The sequence below is a fragment of the Pseudomonas sp. LBUM1669 genome (assembly GCF_059695705.1).
Genome location: NZ_CP166784.1, coordinates 5482764 through 5501460 on the forward strand (window position 1 = coordinate 5482764; position 18697 = coordinate 5501460).

Below are 18697 nucleotides of genomic sequence, written 5' to 3' on the forward strand. Positions count from 1 at the left end.
ACCCAGCCATTCCTCGCAGTAGCCAAACGCCAGCCGTATTGACCTTACGCAATCTTCACCCGGAAAAAATCACAAACTGCCAATAGGTCCTTGCTATTTGATGAATAAGAATTATTCTCATTGAAACCCATCAATGGAGATGAGACCCATGACTTATTTGATCGATGCCTGGCTGGACCGCCCACACCCGTACCTCAGGATCCTGCATCGGGAAACCGGGGAAGTCTGTGCGGTGCTTGAAGAAGAAGCCTTGAACGAGCTGCAGGATCAGGGTGATCTGGACGTCAACGGCTTGAGTTCCAGCGAGCCGGTGGTGCTCAAGGAACTGGTGCGCAATCTGTTTCTGTTCTGCTACGCCCGGGCGTTGCGCCCGTCGAGTGAGCTGCACCACAAGATTGAAGTATGAGTAACACTACAAACCCCGTAGGAGCGAGGCTTGCCCGCGAACCTGACAACTCGGTTCCGACTTGAAACCGAGGTGATGCATTCGCGAGCAAGTCGGATCGCCGCACCGTTCGCTCCTACAGGATCAAGAGCTTACAGAACGTCGAGCAGTTCGACGTCGAATACCAGAACGCTGTGCGGCGGAATGCTGCCAACGCCTTGAGCGCCGTAAGCCAGTTCGCTCGGCACGTACAGACGCCATTTGCTGCCGGCGTTCATCAGTTGCAGGGCTTCGGTCCAGCCAGCGATCACGCCGCCGACCGGGAATTCTGCAGGCTGACCACGATCGTAGGAACTGTCGAACACAGTGCCGTCGATCAGGGTGCCGTGGTAGTGAGTGCGCACTTGATCTTCACGGGTTGGCTTGGCGCCTTCACCTTGAGTCAGCACTTCAAATTGCAGGCCGGAAGCCAAGGTAGTGATGCCGTCACGCTTGGCGTTTTCAGCCAGGAAAGCCAGGCCTTCGCCTGCGGCCGCTTCAGCTTTTGCAGCGGCTTCGGCTTGCATGATTTCGCGAATAACCTTGAAGCTCGCGGACATTTCTTCCTGACCTACACGGCTTTCCTTACCGGCGAATGCGTCAGTCAGGCCAGCCAGGATCGCGTCCAGGCTGACGCCCGGTGGCGGGTTGTCGCGCAGTTGGTCGCCCAGCTGACGGCCAATACCGTAGCTGACGCGGGTTTCGTCGGTGGACAGATTTACTTCGGACATAACACTGCTCCGCTGTGCGGACGGCCTGGGAACTTGCCGTGCGTGCACAGCGCGTCCCGGAGCGCCCGGAACCAAAAGGGCCAGCAGACTAGCACAGATGCCGTTGCGTTGATGAGCGCTGTCAGTGGTGCCAGGCAGAACGGAAGGCAATCGGAACTTTCAGGCTTTCCTCTGCACCGGAACCAAGCCCGCACATCTCGTCATGAACAGAAGTGTGTACGAGGTTGAATGCCAAGGAGGGAAAGTCGTGAAGCACTTCGCGCGCATGCTCGACCGAACGCAGGTGAAACATTTCGCCGCGGGCATCACTCAAGGGATACGCCGCGCCGTGCATGCGCGCCTCCAGCAGATAGATCCCGCCTTCCATGGAGATCAGGTTCAGCTCATCGATTTTCCCGGCGATGGCATAAGCGCGCAACTCAACGAAGTTCATGAAGGCACCTCATACAGTGTCAAGCCAATATCAATACATGCATAGGCCTCGCCACCTCAAAGTACAAGCCACAAACGACACCGCCCGTCTGTTTGCGCCTGACTGTAGGAGCGAGGCTTGCCCGCGAAGGCGGTGTGACGGGCAACATCTATATCGACTGACACGGCCCCTTCGCGGGCAAGCCTCGCGCCTACAGGGTTCTGTGCGAATCAGTGCTTGGTGAGTTTGTCCAGGTAACCCATGGCAAACGCCGACACGACGAACGTCATGTGAATGATCACGTACCACTTCAGATGCTCCGGATCGACGTTCTTGGCGTCCATGAAAACCCGCAGCAGGTGGATCGACGAAATCGCCACGATGGAGGCCGCCACTTTCATCTTCAGCGAAGACGAATCCATGGTGCCCAGCCAGTTGAGCTTTTCCTTATCGTCGTCGATGTCCAGTTGGGAAACGAAGTTCTCGTAACCGGAAATCATCACCATCACCAGCAAACCACCCACCAGCGCCATGTCGATCAGCGACAGCAGCACCAGGATCAGATCCGACTCGGCCATCGAGAATACGTTGGGAATGACGTGGAAAACTTCCTGGAAGAATTTCAGCGCCAGCGCCAGTAGCCCAAGGGACAGACCGAAGTAGATTGGTGCCAGCAGCCAGCGAGAGGCGTACATTGCATTTTCGATAAAGCGTTCCATTGAATCTCACACGTGGACTGGAAATGGCCGCGAGTATAACAGCCCCCCGTTACAGCCAGAAACCGTCGGGAAATCCGCAACCTGCGCGGGTGTCACAAAGTTTTTCTGCTAGTGTCCAGACTATTGACCGCTCAGCGACATCGGACAGGAAGACTGGAAATGGGTGTGCGATTACCAATAACGAGTGCCGGCATTTGCCTGGCTCTGCTGATGAGCGGCTGCTCACCCAGCGATGAGAAGCGCCAGACCAGCCTCGAGGAAAAGACCGCGCAGCTCGAGAAGTCACTGGATGCAATTCAGGACCCGAAACTCAAGGATGCCGTGGCCGAACTCGGTGGTTCGCTGCTGTTGCTCGAGCGTGCGCAACTCAAGCTCGACAGCAAACCCGTGGTAACCGAATACGGCGAAGACGCCCTCGCCGTGCTCAAGCACTACCCCACGCCTCAAGCTTTGGTCGACACCTACATCAACGGTCTGTTCGTGCTGCACAAGGATTCCAGCTCCGACTACCTGACCGACCTGCAACCGGTGTTCCCCTTCAATTTCAACATTCCGGCTGCGTTTCTCTTTCCCCATGGACTGGAATGGCAATCGGTGACCCTGAGCAACAAGCGCGTCATCGCGTTCCAGCCGGAATGGTCGGAAACCGATCCCGGCATTCAGCTGAGCCCGTCGAGTTCCAACCTGACCAACCCGGATGATCTGACGGTGACCTATCCGTTCATCGACGGCCTGGACATGGACAACAAGAACCAGCCCCAACCGGTGAGCTTGCAAGGCAAGGTCGAGGTCATCGCCCCGCGCCGGCTCTACACCTTCGACCTGACGAAAAAAGACGTTGGCCAGACCCGAACCAACGACAACCTCAGCGTCACCTTGCTGAAACTTGGCAACAACTACGCCGAAATCGAATTCAACAACAGCGCGCCACTGGCCCCCGAAGTCAGCGAAACACCGTTGAACCCGCTGATCGTCCAGGCCAAGGACACCACAGGGCAATTCCTCTCGCGTTCAGGTTCGATCAATGAAACCGCCGCGCAAATCGCCTTCTATCAAAAACAACTGGCGAACATTCAGCAGCAGAAGGCCTGGAGCGAGACCTTCGAAAAGCAGATCGATGAAGAACAGCGCACCTTCGAGGACCAGCAAAAAAATCATTACACCAAAGTGTATTTCAACGGCCCGGTCGAAACCGTTGAAGTGAGCGTGCTGGATTTCTCGGCCGCCACGGTGACCCGCAAGGATCTGAACCTGCCGGTGCGCCGCTTCGACTCACACACCACGGAAAAAACCATCCAGCCACTGACCTTGCCGGTGGTGGTGTATGACGATCAGGCTCCGACCTGGCTCAAGGGCGCGACATTGAGTGAGGAGCAGCTGAAGAAGGGCGTCATCGTCAGTCAGTCGGTGGATGACCCCAGCGCCGCACGCATTGAGTTCGACCACCTCAGAAGCTTCAATGACGAACTGCTCGGCACATCGTTCAGCCCTGGCGATAGCCCGGTCACGTTCTTTACGGAGGATGGCAGCGGCAAACGCGATGAGCCGATCGAGCTGCCGACTGAGGCTTACGAGGTCGATCCACTACGTGGCGCCATCACCTATGACTTGAACCTGTTTCCTGAAACACCAGCCTATGCCGTGGGCTCCATGCCGCTGTTTCTGGCGACGGTGGCCAAACAGACGCTCGACGCCCATCCATTGCCCAAGGGTCTGGAACTCAAAGGCAATGCGCTGGTGGTTGATTTGAAGTTGTTTCCTGCTCAGGACTGGCGATTTTTCGCCAAAGACGATTCTGGAAACTACCTGAAAGAGATACTTTCGGTCACACACGACACAAGTGCAGAAGGCCCGGCGCTCTTTGCCGTGCATTACTTCTATGGCCAGCCAACACGTCTGGAAACCTATCAGCGAACCGACCTCACCACGGTGCAATATGGTTTCGAGGTAAAACTGGCCAAGGCGGACCTGACCCACCTTGATCAATAGCCGGTATCAGTAGCCGCTTAACTCAGCCATTGAGGTTGCGGCAACGACCACCGTTGATTTCCCGCAGTTGGGCTTGCAGGTGCAGGCACCAGATTTGTGGGTCATCGGCCAGCTCGTAGCCATGCAGCGTCAGGCTTTCAACAATCGTGTCGAGGATGGATTCAGCCACGAAAGGGCCATGAAACGGGCCCTGCGCCTTGATGGCGGAAGGTTGTTCGCCGGCCATTCCGGCGGCGAAGAGCAAGGTCCACATGCCCGTATCCCCCGCCAACGGGCGGATGGCACACTCGATACGGGTCACAAGGCCCAGGCATTGACGGGTGAGGCAGAGGTTGCGCGACATGGCGGCGACCCTCGATAGATCCGGTATTCAGCCCTCACGGGGGGGCTGTCTCGATCCAGTGATTACTGTCGATATCCTTGAGCTGAGAATAGAAGAAAAGTTTGACTAGCACGTCAAGTGAGACCAGAAGGCGCCGAATGGTCATTGTGTGAATTTTGACGCCAGAGTGATGGCACTTTTCCGGTAGTTAATACAAAACCTGTGGGAGCGAGCTTGCTCGCGATTGCGGACTTTCAGCCAACAAACATGTTGAATGTCAGTCCCTCATCGCGAGCAGGCTCGCTCCCACAGTGGATCGGGGTGATCCTCAGATCGGTCAGGCCGGCTTGGCTTCGACCAGGGCTTCCAGCGCCGCTTCTTTCTCGGCTTCCTTGAGGTCTTCTTCGCTGATCATTTCCGCGATCACCCGCAAGCGTTCCACCACCCGCGCGTTAACGCTGCCTTCAGGAAACTGGCCATCGGCATCCGGCGCACCGGCCGGCTCGCCGACCAACAGGCTCAGCGCCTCGTCGGCCTGCCGCACCGCGTAGACATGGAACTGCCCCGCACGCACTGCCGACAAAACCTTTTCATCGAGCATCAGCGTGGCGACGTTGGCGTGTGGAATGATCGCCCCCTGCTCACCAGTCAGCCCGCGAGCTTCACAGAGCCGGAAGAAGCCTTCGATCTTCTCGTTGACCCCGCCCACCGCCTGCACTTCACCGAACTGGTTGATCGAGCCGGTGATCGCAAAGCATTGCTTGAGCGGCGTTTTCGACAGGGCCGAAATCAGCGTGCAAGCCTCGCCCAGCGACGCACTGTCGCCATCGACGTAACCGTAGGACTGTTCCAGAGCGATACTCGCGGAAATCGCCAGCGGGAATTCCTGGGCGTAGCGGCTGCCCAGATACCCAGTGAGGATCATCACCCCCTTGGAGTGAATCGGCTGGCCAAGGTTGACCTCGCGCTCGATGTCGACGATGCCGCTGCCGCCCGGGTAGACCGTGGCGGAAATCCGCGCCGGCACACCGAACGCCGAGTCGCCGACTTCCAGCACGGTTAGCCCGTTGCACTTGCCGACGGCGGCGCCGTGCGTGTCGATCAGGATGATCCCGGCCAGCATGTCATCGAGAATCCGCGCCGAGACCCGTCCGGTACGGGTGGCCTTGGCCTTGAGCGCCCGCTCGATATGCCCGGCATCAGTCATCTCGTCCCCCGCCAGGTGACGAATGAAATCCGCCTCGCTGACCAGCTGGAACAGATCGCCGATGCGCGCCGACAAACGCCCCTGGTGTTCGGCCAGACGCGCGCTGTAGGTCGCCAGGCGCGCCACGGCATCAGCCGTCAGCGGCGCCATGCCTTCTTCCGAGGTGCGGGTTTTGAGCAACTGGGCGAACTGCTCCAGGCTCTCGTCGACCATCGGGATGTCTTCGTCAAAATCCACCAGGACACGGAACATCTCCTGAAAGTCCGGATCGAGGTCTTGCAGCGTGTAGTACAGCTGACGCGCACCGATGATGACGACTTTGACCTGCAACGGAATGTGTTGCGGCGTGAGGGTCACCGTGGCCAGGCGGCCCAGTTCACCGAGCGGCGATTCCATTTTCAGCTTGCGTGATTGCAGGGCGCGCTTGAGCGCATCCCACACAAACGGCTCGCTGAGCATTTTTTCCGCTTCAAGGATCAGGAAACCGCCGTTGGCGCGGTGCAGCGCACCCGGCCGCAGCTGCCGATACGTGGTGTAGAGCGCGCCCTGATCGGTGCTGTATTCAATGCGGCCAAACAGGTTTTCGTAAGTCGGGTGCGGCTCAAAGACCACCGGCGCACCACCGCTGGACGAATGACCGACCACCAGGCTCGGGGCGTATTGCTCTTCCAGCAGTTTGCGGGCGACGGCGTCGGTCTTACTGTCGTCCACCAGTTGCTCGACCACGGTCTTGAGCAGATAGACCTGCATGGCTTGCAGGTAACCGCAAACAGCCGCGTTCTCGGCGTATTTCTCCGACAACGGCGACAGCAACGGCTGCAAGGCCAAAGTGATGGTTTCTTCGTTGAGGTGGCGCAGCTGATTGCTCGACTCGCGCTTCCATTGCGGCAGGCTGGCGAGCTCTTCGTTCAGTCGCTCCTCCAGACCGGCAATATCGTCGTGGAAACGCTCACGATCGGCTTCCGGCAACTGGGCGAATTCCGCTTCGTCCAACGCCTTGCCTTCACTCATCGGGGTGAATGCGATGTTGCTGGCGTCGCGGTAAAGCGCAACCTCCTTCTCCAGCGCCAGGCGCTCGATCACGTCCAGTGCCTTGTCGTAGCGCTGGTTGAAGGCGCGGTCGATGGCGCTTTTTTTCTGCTGGTAGGACGGGTGCTCGAACACTGCCGGAAAGGTCGCCAGCAGGTTGTCGATCAAGCCGTTGATGTCACTGATGAAGGCGCCAGCGGTGCCCGATGGCAATTCCAGTGCGCGAGGTTCGCGAGGCTCATCGAAATTATTGACGTAGACCCAGTCTGCCGGGGTCTGCAGGCGTTTGCCTTCGGCCTTCAGGTAGCGTTTGACGAACGAAAACCGGCCGGTGCCGGGCTCACCCATGACGAATACGTTGTAACCGGGGCGTGGCATGGCCACGCCGAACTGCAAGGCTTCGACCGCACGTTCCTGGCCAAGCACACCGCGAAAGGGCTCCAGATCATTGGTGGTAGAGAAGCTGAACTGTTCAGCGGAAAACGGACGGGTCAGCGCTTCAGGCGCTAGACGCAAGCTGGCAGCAACAGGATCAGGCATCGGGCTTCCTTACATCAGGCGGGGCAGATAGCGGCATTCTGGCGCTGCCCATACCTCACTTGCAAGGCGCGCCTCCAGTCAAAGCATAGACAAACCGTCATCCCCAGGCTGGCCGGGCGCAAATCAATGATTTCAACGAATGTTTTGCAAAAAATCACGGAACCCCGGGAACGTGCCTAAACTCCAAACTGCGCGGCTGGATTAATAACTGGCCCACTGGCGCCGGATTGGGCCAGACCCCTTGTCCATTGGTATGCACTTAAAGAGAACATAGCTATGAAACGGATTCTTCTCGGTACTCTCTTCACCGCTGTATCCATCAACGCCATGGCGCAGGCGCCAGGCGGCCCGGATTGCGGTTGGGGCAACATGCTGTTCGAAGGTCAGCGTGGCACCCCGGCTCACTTCCTGGCATCCACCACCAACGGCACTTCCGGCAACGCAACGTTCGGTATGACGTCCGGTACCAACGGTTGCTCGACTAATGCGTCGCTGACTTATGGCGGCAAATCCTGGATTGCCATGAATGGCATGATGAACGAGCTGTCCGAAGACATGGCTAAAGGTCAGGGCGAAGCGCTGACCACTTATGCCGTGGTACTGGGCGTGGCGCCGGAAGACCGTGCGCACTTCGCCGCTGTGACTCATGAGCACTTCCAGCAGATCTTCAGCAAGGCTGACGTGACCGCTGACGACGTGCATACCAACACCCTGGCCATTCTGAAGAACGATCCGCGTCTGGCCAAGTACGCTACTCAAGCTTAAGCTCGACCCGCCCGCTCCTTTCGGGGAGCGGGCTTTATTTTTTGGACCTGCCCTCTTTGGGTCTTTATTTTTTTCGACTTAAGTTGCCCACTATGCTCAAACGCCTTGCCTGGCTGGCGCTCTGTGTCTGCGCCCCGCTGTCCGCCGCGCCACCTATCGACAATCAACGTTTGCAGCAACTGGCCAATGACCCTTTCTGGATCTCCCTGGGCCATTACGAAACCGCCAAGCTCGGCGGCTGGCGCAGCTATGTCAGCGACAAAAAGTTCTTTCTCGCACCTGACGGCAATGAACACCCTGACCGTGAACTGGCGGCGACCGTGCAGGCGCTGTACGCCCCGGCCCGTGCGGACGAAAAGCACGCCCAATGCGTCTATCCGGCCCGCACCCGTTGGCTAAAAGCACAGCTCAAGCTGACCGATCTGCCAACGCTGAACTGCAGCGAATTCAAGCAATGGTTCAAGGATGTCTCGCCCCACAGCGCGGTGATGATTTTCCCGGCAGCGTATCTGAACAGTCCGTCATCGATGTTCGGCCATACCTTGCTGCGCATCGACCAGGCCAATGTACAGAGCGATCAAACCGCCCTGCTCAGTTATGCGATCAACTTCGGCGCGTACATCGAAGGCTCGGACAACAGCATCCTGTATGCCTGGAAAGGCTTGATGGGCGGCTATCCGGGCCTGTTCGCGCTGGTGCCTTATCAGGAAAAACTCTCGGAATACCGCAGCCTCGAGAACCGCGATCTGTGGGAATACCGGCTGAACCTGACGCAGGCAGAAACCGAACGCATGGTCGAGCACGTCTGGGAGTTGAAGCAGATCCAGTTCGACTATTTCTTTTTCGACGAAAACTGCTCCTATCGCCTGCTTGAGTTACTGCAAGTGGCACGGCCGAGTCTGCGTCTGACCGAACAATTCCCGCTGACCGCGATTCCCACCGACACGGTCAAAGCGGTGAAAGAAGCCGGGCTGGTGGAATCCATTCAATATCGTCCGTCTCGTGAACGGGAACTGCTGAGCCGTGCCGTGCCGTTGACTGACGAAGAACAGGAGTGGGTGCTGAAAGTCAGCGCCGACCAAAAACAATTGCAGACACCCGCGTTCAAGGCTCAACCGCGCGACCGTCAGGCGCTGATCATCGATGCGGCTTATCGATTGGAGCGTTACCGCGCCAACGGTCAGGAGCGCGACCCTGAGCAGGCGCAACGCAGTTTCGAACTGCTGCGGGCGATCAATCAGAACCCCGCCCCTGAGCTGGACATCCCAAGGCCCGGCTTGCCCGAGGACGGTCATGAATCTCGCACCTGGCAGGCCGGCATCGGCACCCGGGGCGACAAGGCCTTTGGCGAATATGGCCTGCGAATGGCGTATCACGACCTCAACGATAACGCCGAGAGCTTCCCGCTCGGTGCGCAGATCGAAATCCTGCAGATGAAACTGCGCCAGTACGAAGGCAATCACTGGCAGTTCCAGCAACTCGACCTGGCGACCATCCGTTCCATGACGCCGCGCAATGAGCTGTTGCAGCCATTGTCGTGGCAAGTCACAGGCGGTCTGGAGCGCGTGCCGGGCAAGCATGACGATGAAACGTTGGTCAGCCACGTCAACGGTGGCGGCGGCGGCACCTGGCAGCTGGGTGAAGACATGCTCGGCTTCGCACTGGGCACCGTGCGTGTCGAGCACAACAACGACTTCGCGGGTTTCATCGCACCGGCAGCAGGTTTCAATAGCGGTTTGCTGTGGAAAAACCCGCTGGGCAACTTCAGCCTTGAAACCAAGGGCGATTTCTTCACCAACGGCGAAGTACGGCGCAGCATCAGCCTGAACCAGCAGTGGGAATTGTCGCGCAATCTGGGTTTGCGCCTGAGTGCCCAGCGTGAATTCAGCCACCTGGCCTCACCCGAGAACGAAGTGATGCTTGAGGTGAAGTGGTATCACTACTGACCCGAAACACCACAATCCCTTGTGGGAGCGGGCTTGCTCGCGAAGAGGGAGTGTAAGCCGACATCAATGTTGACTGACACACCGCTTTCGCGAGCAAGCCCGCTCCCACATTGGATCATCGTTACCCAACAGATTAATCACAGCCCTTTCACAAGCGCCTGACGAATCAACTTCTAGACTTCTGTGTATAGGCCGTCGAACGGTCGGGAGTCTGGGATGTGGCGTTGTGCGGGTGTGTTGGGGTTGCTGCTGTTGTGCGCGGGTTGCCAGTCGACCCACGAAGATCTTGTCGCCAAGGGTTATCCGCCGGCTTTTGCCGATGGCTTCGATGATGGTTGCATCAGTGGCCGTCAGGCAGCGGGGGCGATGACCGGTGAATTTCGCAAGAACGTGCCGCGTTACCTCAAGGACAAGCAATACGCCGAAGGCTGGAGCGACGGTTTTCGCCAGTGCCAGGCCATGCGCGAAAGCGAGGATCGCGAGGACTATCGCAGTCACCATTGGGACGACCGGGACAAAGCCTGGCAGCAACAAAAGGACCAGGACGCCGCCCGTGCCTATCGCTCGCAATGAGTCGCAGACAGACATCCATCGAAACTAAAAGCCTGCAACCATGGCCCAAACCCTATAACGGGAGAAAACCATGAGTCGCGCTTTCGTCAATGAAGATAACGCCGCCGCGCAAGCCGATCAGCCAGTCGAACGGCAGGTCAGCGCGCAGCCCAATTACGTCACGCCGGCCGGTCTCGCCCAGCTTCAAGCGAAACTCGCCGAGGTGCAAAACCTGCTCAATGAACAAAGTGCAAAAGGTGAACTGGCCGACAAACAGCGCCAGGCCGACCTGGAGCGTGACTGGCGGTATTTCAATCAGCGACTGCAAAGCGCCCAGTTGGTCGTACCGGCCTCCTCGACCGACAAAGTGCAGATTGGAGCGTGGGTAACCTTTGCCGATGAGCACGGCCACGAACAACGCGTGCAACTGGTGGGTGAGGATCAGGCGGATGCCGCGAGCGGGCTGATCAATTGGGGCTCGCCGCTGGGGCGAGCGTTGCTGGGCGCGCAGGTCGGGGATGAGGTGGTGTGGAAGCGGCCTGCGGGGGATTTGGTGATTGAGGTTCTGGGCATAGAGATCGGGTGATCTTGAGGCCGTCATCGCTAGCAGGCTAGCTCCCACAGTGGATTTGTGTCGATTCCATAATCCCTGTGGGGCTAGCCTGCTAGCGATGGCCGCGCCGCGGTGTAACTGAAGCCCATAAAAAAACGGAGCCCCGAAGGCTCCGTTTTTTCATCCATCCAACCCGATATCAGGCCAGTTTCTTGTGCCGTACACGGTGCGGCTGTGAAGCCGCTTCGCCGAGGCGTTTCTTGCGATCGGCTTCGTATTCGGTGTAGTTACCTTCGAAGAACACCGCTTGCGAATCGTCTTCGTACGCCAGGATGTGCGTCGCGACGCGGTCAAGGAACCACCGATCGTGAGAGATCACAATGGCGGCGCCCGGGAAGTCCAGCAGGGCTTCTTCCAGGGAACGCAGGGTTTCAACGTCGAGGTCGTTGGACGGTTCGTCGAGCAACAGGACGTTGCCGCCCTCTTTCAGGGTCAGGGCCAGGTGCAAGCGACCGCGCTCACCACCGGACAGGTCCTTGACGAACTTCTGTTGGTCGCCGCCCTTGAAGTTGAAGCGACCGACGTAGGTACGCGACGGAATCTCGTAGTTGCCGATGCGAATCTGGTCGGAACCGTCGGAGATTTGCTGGAACACCGTCTTGCTGCCGTCCAGGTCTTCGCGGCTCTGATCGACGCACGCCAGTTGCACGGTTTCGCCGACTTCGATGCTGCCCGAGTCCGGTGTTTCCTTGCCCATCAGCATGCGGAACAGGGTCGATTTACCGGCACCGTTACCGCCGATCACGCCAACGATGGCGCCTTTAGGCATGGAGAACGACAGGTTGTCGATCAACACGCGATCGCCGTAACCCTTGGAGACGTTCTTGAACTCGATGACCTTGTCACCCAGGCGCGGACCGGCCGGAATGTAGATTTCGTTGGTTTCGCTGCGTTTCTGGAATTCCTGCGACTGCATTTCTTCGAAGCGTTGCAGACGAGCCTTGGATTTGGACTGGCGGGCCTTGGCGCCTTTGCGCACCCACTCCAGTTCTTCCTTCATGGCTTTTTCGTGGGCCGACTGCTGCTTGGATTCGGCAGCCAGACGATCGGACTTGGCTTCGAGCCAACCCGAATAGTTGCCCTCGTAAGGGATACCGGCGCCGCGGTCGAGTTCGAGGATCCAGCCGGCAACGTTGTCCAGGAAGTACCGGTCGTGCGTGATCGCGACCACGGTGCCCGGGAAGTCGTGCAGGAAATGCTCCAGCCAGGCGACGGAATCGGCGTCCAGGTGGTTGGTCGGTTCGTCGAGCAGCAGCATATCCGGTGCGGACAGCAGCAGGCGGCACAGGGCCACGCGACGCTTCTCACCACCGGAGAGGAATTCGATCTTGGCATCCCAGGCCGGCAGACGCAGCGCATCGGCGGCGACTTCCAGTTGGCGATCCAGGTTGTGACCGTCGCTGGCTTGCAGGATGGCTTCGAGCTTGGCCTGTTCGGCGGCCAGTTTGTCGAAGTCGGCATCTTCATCAGCGTAAGCGGCGTAGACCTCGTCCAGGCGAGCCTGGGCGTTCTTGATCACGCTGACCGCTTCCTCGACCACTTCACGCACGGTCTTGGTCGGGTCCAGGATCGGCTCTTGTGGCAGGTAGCCGATGTTCAGCTCCGGCATCGGACGGGCTTCGCCCTCGAACTCGGTGTCGACGCCCGCCATGATTTTCAACAGCGTGGACTTACCCGAACCGTTGAGGCCGAGCACGCCGATCTTGGCGCCCGGGAAGAAGGACAGTGAAATGTTTTTCAGGATTTCCCGCTTCGGCGGAACAACTTTGCCCAGCCGATGCATGGTGAAGACGTATTGAGCCATGGAGAACCTTGGGTCAGTGACAGATGAATGATTGGAGCGCAGGCGATGCCCGGCCAGACTGTGCGCGTCGTCAGATTGATAATGTATCAATACATGAGCGCTGAAAAAGTCTGAGTCTAGGAGCTGGAACGCTCCCGTGTAACCGGCAAAGCTACCTGAATGACAGATGGCAGTCCAGCCGCGAGGGGCTGGCACTTCGCCACAACACAAGGCATGCTAGCCGCCCTTCGGGCGTCCGGCTTATAGTGCACGTCGCGCCAGTCCAGCCAAACCGCAGGATTACAGTTTGTCTAATGTCTCTCCGCCATCGTCCGTGAGCGCAGCCCATCCTGCGACCGGCTCGCCCCTGCGCGGATCCTTGAAGGGTGCGCTGGCGACCCTCGTGCTGTTGCTGCTCGGATTGCTGTTCTGGCAACTGCTGGATCAGCTTCGCGAAACACAGAAATACCAGCGCCAATACACCATCGACTACACCGCCGACCTGGCCGCGCAAGTCAGCCTGAACATGGCGCTTAACGCCCAGATCGCGCTGAATCTGCTACCGATCGTCGAACAACCGCAAAGTGCCGACGAACTGCAGGCGCTGCTGCGCAAGTTGCAACAATCGCTGCCTGAACTGCGCAGCCTGGCATTGCTCAGTCCTTCCGGCAAAATCCTTGGCGACAGCGCCGCCGACAGCCAGGATGCCAATTACCTGGGTGAGCTGGTCCGGCGCAGCCGCGCCCAGGCCCACTATTTCAGCAATGCCGACGACGGCTCAGTGGTGCACCTGCTGCTGCATCAGGCCAGTGGCAGCAGCCGTGGTTACTGGGCCCTGCGCCTGACGTCGACATTTTTCTCGTCACTGACCAAACAAAATGAAGCGGGCATCCGTCCGCTGTGGCTGGTGGAAAATCGGGTCAATCACCAGATCATCAGCCGCGATGAAGCGTCGCTTTCGGTCAAACCGAGCGCGTTGTCCCCGAACGATCTGGCCAACAGTGTGCTGACAGTGCCCCTGAGCAGCAGCGACTGGCAACTGCGCGGACTGTTCGATCGCCAGCAAGTGCTCGAACAACTGTTGCCGGCGTTCATCGGCAAATGCCTGTTGGGCCTGGCCTTCTCCCTGCTGCCGTTCATCGCGCTGCTGAACATTCGCCGCCGTCAGCGCCAGTTGCATGAAGGCCGCCGCCGCTATCACGATATTTTCGAAGGCACTGGCGTTGCCCTGTGCGTACTGGACGTCTCCGGGCTCAAGACCTTCTTCGACAAAGCCCAACTGCACAGCAGCGAGCAACTCAAGGCCTGGCTCGACATACCGGAGCAACGCCAGCAACTGCTCCAGGAGCTGCGCATCACTGAGGTCAACCAGGTCGCCCTGCAACTGCTCAACGTCAACTCCTGTGCTCAGGCCTGGAAACTGTTGATTGACGGCTGCCCGCTCGACGGCACCGCCATCGGCCATCAAGTGCTCGAAACGGTGTTCAACCAGCAGAGACAGCTCGAGCTGGAAATCAAACTCCAGGATGCCAATGACCGCGACCAGCACCTGTGGCTGGTGCTGCGCTTGCCGGAAGATCACGCCGACTATAAAGCGGTAATCCTGAGCATCACCGACATCACCAGCCGCAAACTCATCGAGCTGTCGCTGCTGGAACGCGAAGGCTTCTGGTCCGATGTGGTGCGCACCGTGCCGGATCACCTGTACGTGCAAGACGTGATCAGCCAGCGGATGATCTTCAGCAACCACCACCTGGGCCAGACCCTCGGTTATGACGCCACCGAGCTGCACCAGATGGGCGAGTATTTCTGGGAAATCCTCCTGCACCCCGAAGATGCCGATTACTACCACCGCTCGCGCCAGACCCAGCGCCGCGCGGGTTACACCCAATTGCTGCAATGCCAGTTGCGGTTCCGTCATCGCGACGGCAAGTGGCGGCGTTTCGACATTCGCGAACAGGCACTGGCGCGGGACAAACACGATCAAGTCACGCGGATCATCGGCGTGGCCAAGGACATCACCGATCAGATCGAAGCCAGTGAATCCCTGCGTGACAGCGAACAGCGCTACCGGATGCTCGCCGAAAGCATCAGCGACGTCATTTTCTCCACCGACAGCAAAATGAAGCTCAACTACGTCAGCCCGTCGGTGCAAGCCGTGCTGGGCTACGACGCCGAGTGGATCTTCCAGAACGGCTGGCAATCGACCATCGCCAACCCGCAGCAACTGACCGGCATTTACGGCCTGATGGATCGGGTCAGCAAAGCGCTGGATAAACCCGAACAACTGGCGCTGCTGCGCACTCAGGTGCAGACCCAACTGTTCCTGTTCGATTGCCTGCGGGCCGACGGGCGCAAAATTCCGATCGAGCTACGGTTGGTACTGGTCTGGGACGAACACGGGGCCTTCGAAGGCGTGCTGGGCGTCGGCCGCGACATCAGCCAGCAACGCCGGGCCGAGAAAGACCTGCGCATGGCGGCCACGGTCTTCGAACATTCGACTTCGGCGATCCTGATCACCGACCCGGCCGGTTACATCGTCCAGGCCAACGAAGCGTTCAGTCGCGTCAGCGGTTATGCCGTGGAGCAGGTGCTGGACCAATTGCCGAACATGCTGACCGTCGACGAGCAGCAGGAAGCCCACCTGCATTATGTGCTCAAGCAACTGCATCAGAACAACACCTGGGAGGGCGAAGTCTGGCTCAAGCGGCGCAACGGCGAGCATTACCCGGCCTGGGTCGGCATCACGGCGGTGCTCGACGATGAAGGTGACCTGGCCAGTTACGTGTGTTTCTTCAGCGACATCAGCGAGCGCAAGGCCAGTGAGCAGCGGATTCACCGCCTCGCCTACTACGACGCCCTGACTCACCTGCCCAACCGCACGCTGTTCCAGGATCGTCTGCACACCGCGCTGCAATCAGCCGAGCGGCAGAAGTCCTGGGTCGTGTTGATGTTCCTCGACCTCGACCGTTTCAAGCCGATCAACGACTCCCTCGGCCACGCCGCCGGCGACCGCATGCTCAAGGAAATGGCCACGCGCTTGCTCGGTTGCGTCGACGATGACGACACCGTGGCGCGCATGGGCGGCGATGAATTCACCTTGTTGCTGCAACCTCGGGCCAGCCGTGACGTCGCCTTGAACCGGGCGATCCATGTGGCCGAGCAGATCCTCGCCAGCCTGGTGAAACCGTTCGTGCTGGAAGGCCGCGAGTTCTTCGTCACCGCCAGCATCGGTATCGCCCTGAGCCCGCAGGATGGCAACGAACTCAGTCAGCTGATGAAGAACGCCGACACCGCGATGTACCACGCCAAGGAGCGCGGCAAGAACAACTTCCAGTTCTATCAGGCAGACATGAACGCCAGCGCCCTGGAGCGCCTGGAACTGGAAAGCGACTTGCGCCACGCCCTGGAGCAAGACGAATTCGTTCTGTACTACCAGCCGCAGTTCAGCGGCGATGGCAAACGCCTGACCGGCGCCGAAGCGCTGCTGCGCTGGCGTCATCCACGTCGCGGCCTGGTGCCGCCGGGGGATTTCATTCCGGTGCTCGAAGAGCTTGGGCTGGTGGTGGATGTCGGTGACTGGGTGATCAGCGAAGCCTGCCGTCAGCTCAAGACCTGGCATCAGGCCAAGGTGCGGGTGCCGAAGGTGTCGGTGAACATTTCGGCCCGGCAGTTCTCCGACGGCCAGCTCGGCACGCGGATCGCCACCATCCTCAAGGAAACCGGCCTGCCGCCGGCATGCCTGGAGCTGGAGCTGACCGAAAGTATCCTGATGCGTGAAGTCAGCGAAGCGATGCAGATCCTCGCCGGGTTGAAAAACCTCGGCCTGAGTATTGCGGTCGATGACTTCGGCACCGGTTATTCATCGCTCAACTACCTCAAGCAATTCCCGATCGACGTGCTGAAAATCGACCGCACCTTCGTTGATGGCCTGCCGTCGGGTGAACAGGATGCACAGATTGCCCGGGCGATCATTGCCATGGCGCACAGCCTGAACCTGGCGGTAATCGCCGAAGGTGTGGAAACCCATGAGCAACTCGACTTCCTGCGTGAGCATGGGTGCGATGAGGTTCAGGGGTATCTGTTCGGGCGGCCGATGCCGGCGAGCCGGTTTGAGGCGCAGTTCAGTAATGAAGCGCTGTTCATGTTCGACTGAAATCACAGCGCTGCGGATGACGCCTTCGCGGGCAAGCCTCGCTCCTACGGGTTTTGGGGGGAACACAACATTTGTGAACACCGCGCCTCCTGTAGGAGCGAGGCTTGCCCGCGAAGAGGCTCGCCCAGACACCACACATCCGGTCATGAAGCCCACTTGTCTGCGACATGATGTCCTTTCATATGCCATCTAAAACCCATTGGGTTAGAATGCCCCCCTTTTCTGCCCCGATCCTTGAGGACCGCCATGTTCAGCCGTGATTTGACTATTGCCAAGTACGACGCCGATCTTTTTGCCGCCATGGAGCAAGAAGCTCAGCGCCAGGAAGAACACATCGAGCTGATCGCTTCGGAAAACTACACCAGCCCAGCGGTGATGGAAGCTCAAGGCTCGGTACTGACCAACAAGTACGCCGAAGGCTACCCGGGCAAGCGCTACTACGGTGGTTGCGAGTTCGTCGACGTGGTTGAGCAACTGGCCATCGACCGCGCCAAAGAACTGTTCGGCGCCGATTACGCCAACGTTCAGCCGCACGCCGGTTCGCAAGCCAACAGCGCCGTTTACCTGGCCCTGCTGCAAGCGGGCGACACCATCCTGGGCATGAGCCTGGCCCACGGTGGTCACCTGACCCACGGTGCCAGCGTTTCCTCCTCCGGCAAGCTGTACAACGCCGTTCAATACGGCATCGACGCCAATGGCCTGATCGACTACGACGAAGTCGAGCGCCTGGCTGTTGAGCACAAGCCGAAAATGATCGTGGCCGGTTTCTCTGCCTACTCGCAGATCCTCGACTTCCCACGTTTCCGCGAAATCGCCGACAAAGTTGGCGCGTACCTGTTCGTCGACATGGCTCACGTGGCTGGTCTGGTCGCCGCTGGCGTCTACCCGAACCCGGTTCCATTCGCTGACGTCGTGACCACCACCACGCACAAGACCCTGCGCGGTCCACGTGGCGGTCTGATCCTGGCTCGCGCCAACGCCGACATCGAGAAGAAACTGAACTCCGCGGTATTCCCGGGCGCCCAGGGTGGCCCGCTGGAGCACGTGATCGCCGCCAAAGCGATCTGCTTCAAGGAAGCGCTGCAACCTGAGTTCAAGACTTACCAGCAACAGGTGGTGAAGAACGCCAAGGCCATGGCCGGCGTGTTCATCGAGCGCGGTTTCGACGTGGTCTCGGGCGGTACTGAAAACCACCTGTTCCTGCTGTCGCTGATCAAGCAGGAAATCTCCGGTAAAGACGCCGACGCCGCTCTGGGCAAAGCGTTCATCACCGTGAACAAGAACTCCGTGCCAAACGATCCACGCTCCCCGTTCGTCACCTCCGGCCTGCGCTTCGGTACGCCGGCAGTGACCACTCGCGGCTTCAAGGAAGCAGAGTGCAAAGAGCTGGCCGGTTGGATCTGCGACATCCTGGCTGACCTGAACAACGAAGCGGTGATCGATGCCGTTCGTGAGAAGGTCAAGGCCATCTGCAAGAAGCTGCCGGTGTACGGCGCTTAATTGCGGCGC

14 protein-coding genes are annotated in these 18697 nt (G+C 59.2%); 8 read left to right on the forward strand and 6 right to left on the reverse strand.

All coding sequences use genetic code 11. The features are described 5' to 3' along the window. Nucleotides 1–148: 148 nt before the first annotated feature. Entirely contained in the window at nt 149–406 is a 258-nt protein-coding gene (locus ACA051_RS25475) for a PA4570 family protein (protein ID WP_497305573.1), read from the forward strand. Nucleotides 407–537: 131 nt separating this feature from the next. Here ACA051_RS25475 and bamJ read toward each other — a convergent pair whose 3' ends face one another. From bamJ to ACA051_RS25490, 3 genes are all read right to left on the reverse strand, one after another. Further along, complete coding sequence (bamJ, locus tag ACA051_RS25480) at nt 538–1155, reverse strand: BamJ family beta-barrel-assembly machinery protein (protein WP_046048787.1); 618 nt, start codon at nt 1153–1155, stop codon at nt 538–540. A gap of 121 nt (nt 1156–1276) precedes the next feature. After that, a complete protein-coding gene (locus ACA051_RS25485) occupies nt 1277–1588 on the reverse strand; it encodes a DUF6482 family protein (RefSeq protein ID WP_497305575.1) in 312 nt (103 codons plus the stop codon). Nucleotides 1589–1797: 209 nt separating this feature from the next. After that, nucleotides 1798–2286 carry a TIGR00645 family protein gene (locus tag ACA051_RS25490; RefSeq protein WP_403102403.1) on the reverse strand — a complete coding sequence of 163 codons (489 nt, stop codon included), beginning with the start codon at nt 2284–2286 and terminating at the stop codon, nt 1798–1800. Nucleotides 2287–2445: 159 nt separating this feature from the next. On the opposite strand from ACA051_RS25490, the gene ACA051_RS25495 reads away from it, so the two are divergent. Next, on the forward strand, nt 2446–4275 hold the full coding sequence (locus ACA051_RS25495) for a hypothetical protein (RefSeq protein ID WP_497372386.1): 1830 nt from the start codon (nt 2446–2448) through the stop codon (nt 4273–4275). A gap of 22 nt (nt 4276–4297) precedes the next feature. On the opposite strand, the gene ACA051_RS25500 is transcribed toward ACA051_RS25495, so the two are convergent. Then, complete coding sequence (locus ACA051_RS25500; protein WP_010467520.1) at nt 4298–4618, reverse strand: PA4575 family protein; 321 nt, start codon at nt 4616–4618, stop codon at nt 4298–4300. A gap of 316 nt (nt 4619–4934) precedes the next feature. Next, nucleotides 4935–7373, reverse strand: coding sequence for a Lon protease family protein (locus ACA051_RS25505; RefSeq protein ID WP_497372388.1), 2439 nt, complete (start codon nt 7371–7373; stop codon nt 4935–4937). 276 nt (nt 7374–7649) lie between these two features. Between ACA051_RS25505 and ACA051_RS25510 the strand changes: the two genes are divergently transcribed. From ACA051_RS25510 to ACA051_RS25525, 4 genes are all read left to right on the forward strand, one after another. Then, on the forward strand, nt 7650–8138 hold the full coding sequence (locus tag ACA051_RS25510) for a DUF3015 domain-containing protein (RefSeq protein ID WP_497305579.1): 489 nt from the start codon (nt 7650–7652) through the stop codon (nt 8136–8138). 92 nt (nt 8139–8230) lie between these two features. Beyond that, complete coding sequence (locus ACA051_RS25515) at nt 8231–10084, forward strand: Lnb N-terminal periplasmic domain-containing protein (RefSeq protein ID WP_497372390.1); 1854 nt, start codon at nt 8231–8233, stop codon at nt 10082–10084. A 216-nt stretch (nt 10085–10300) separates the two neighbouring features. Beyond that, a complete protein-coding gene (locus tag ACA051_RS25520; protein WP_497372392.1) occupies nt 10301–10657 on the forward strand; it encodes a hypothetical protein in 357 nt (118 codons plus the stop codon). Between the two features lie 70 nt (nt 10658–10727). Continuing rightward, entirely contained in the window at nt 10728–11222 is a 495-nt protein-coding gene (locus ACA051_RS25525; RefSeq protein WP_497305584.1) for a GreA/GreB family elongation factor, read from the forward strand. A gap of 166 nt (nt 11223–11388) precedes the next feature. Here ACA051_RS25525 and ettA read toward each other — a convergent pair whose 3' ends face one another. Beyond that, nucleotides 11389–13053 (reverse strand): energy-dependent translational throttle protein EttA, encoded by a 1665-nt coding sequence (ettA, locus tag ACA051_RS25530; protein WP_010467508.1) that lies wholly within the window; start codon nt 13051–13053, stop codon nt 11389–11391. Nucleotides 13054–13339: 286 nt separating this feature from the next. Here ettA and ACA051_RS25535 point away from each other — a divergent pair, with 286 nt between their 5' ends. Together ACA051_RS25535 and glyA are read left to right on the forward strand one after the other, a co-directional pair. Then, the gene (locus ACA051_RS25535; RefSeq protein ID WP_497305586.1) at nt 13340–17188 is read left to right on the forward strand and encodes a sensor domain-containing protein; all 3849 of its coding nucleotides are present in this window, start codon (nt 13340–13342) and stop codon (nt 17186–17188) included. 246 nt (nt 17189–17434) lie between these two features. Then, nucleotides 17435–18688, forward strand: coding sequence for a serine hydroxymethyltransferase (glyA, locus tag ACA051_RS25540; protein WP_054051411.1), 1254 nt, complete (start codon nt 17435–17437; stop codon nt 18686–18688). Nucleotides 18689–18697 lie beyond the last annotated feature (9 nt).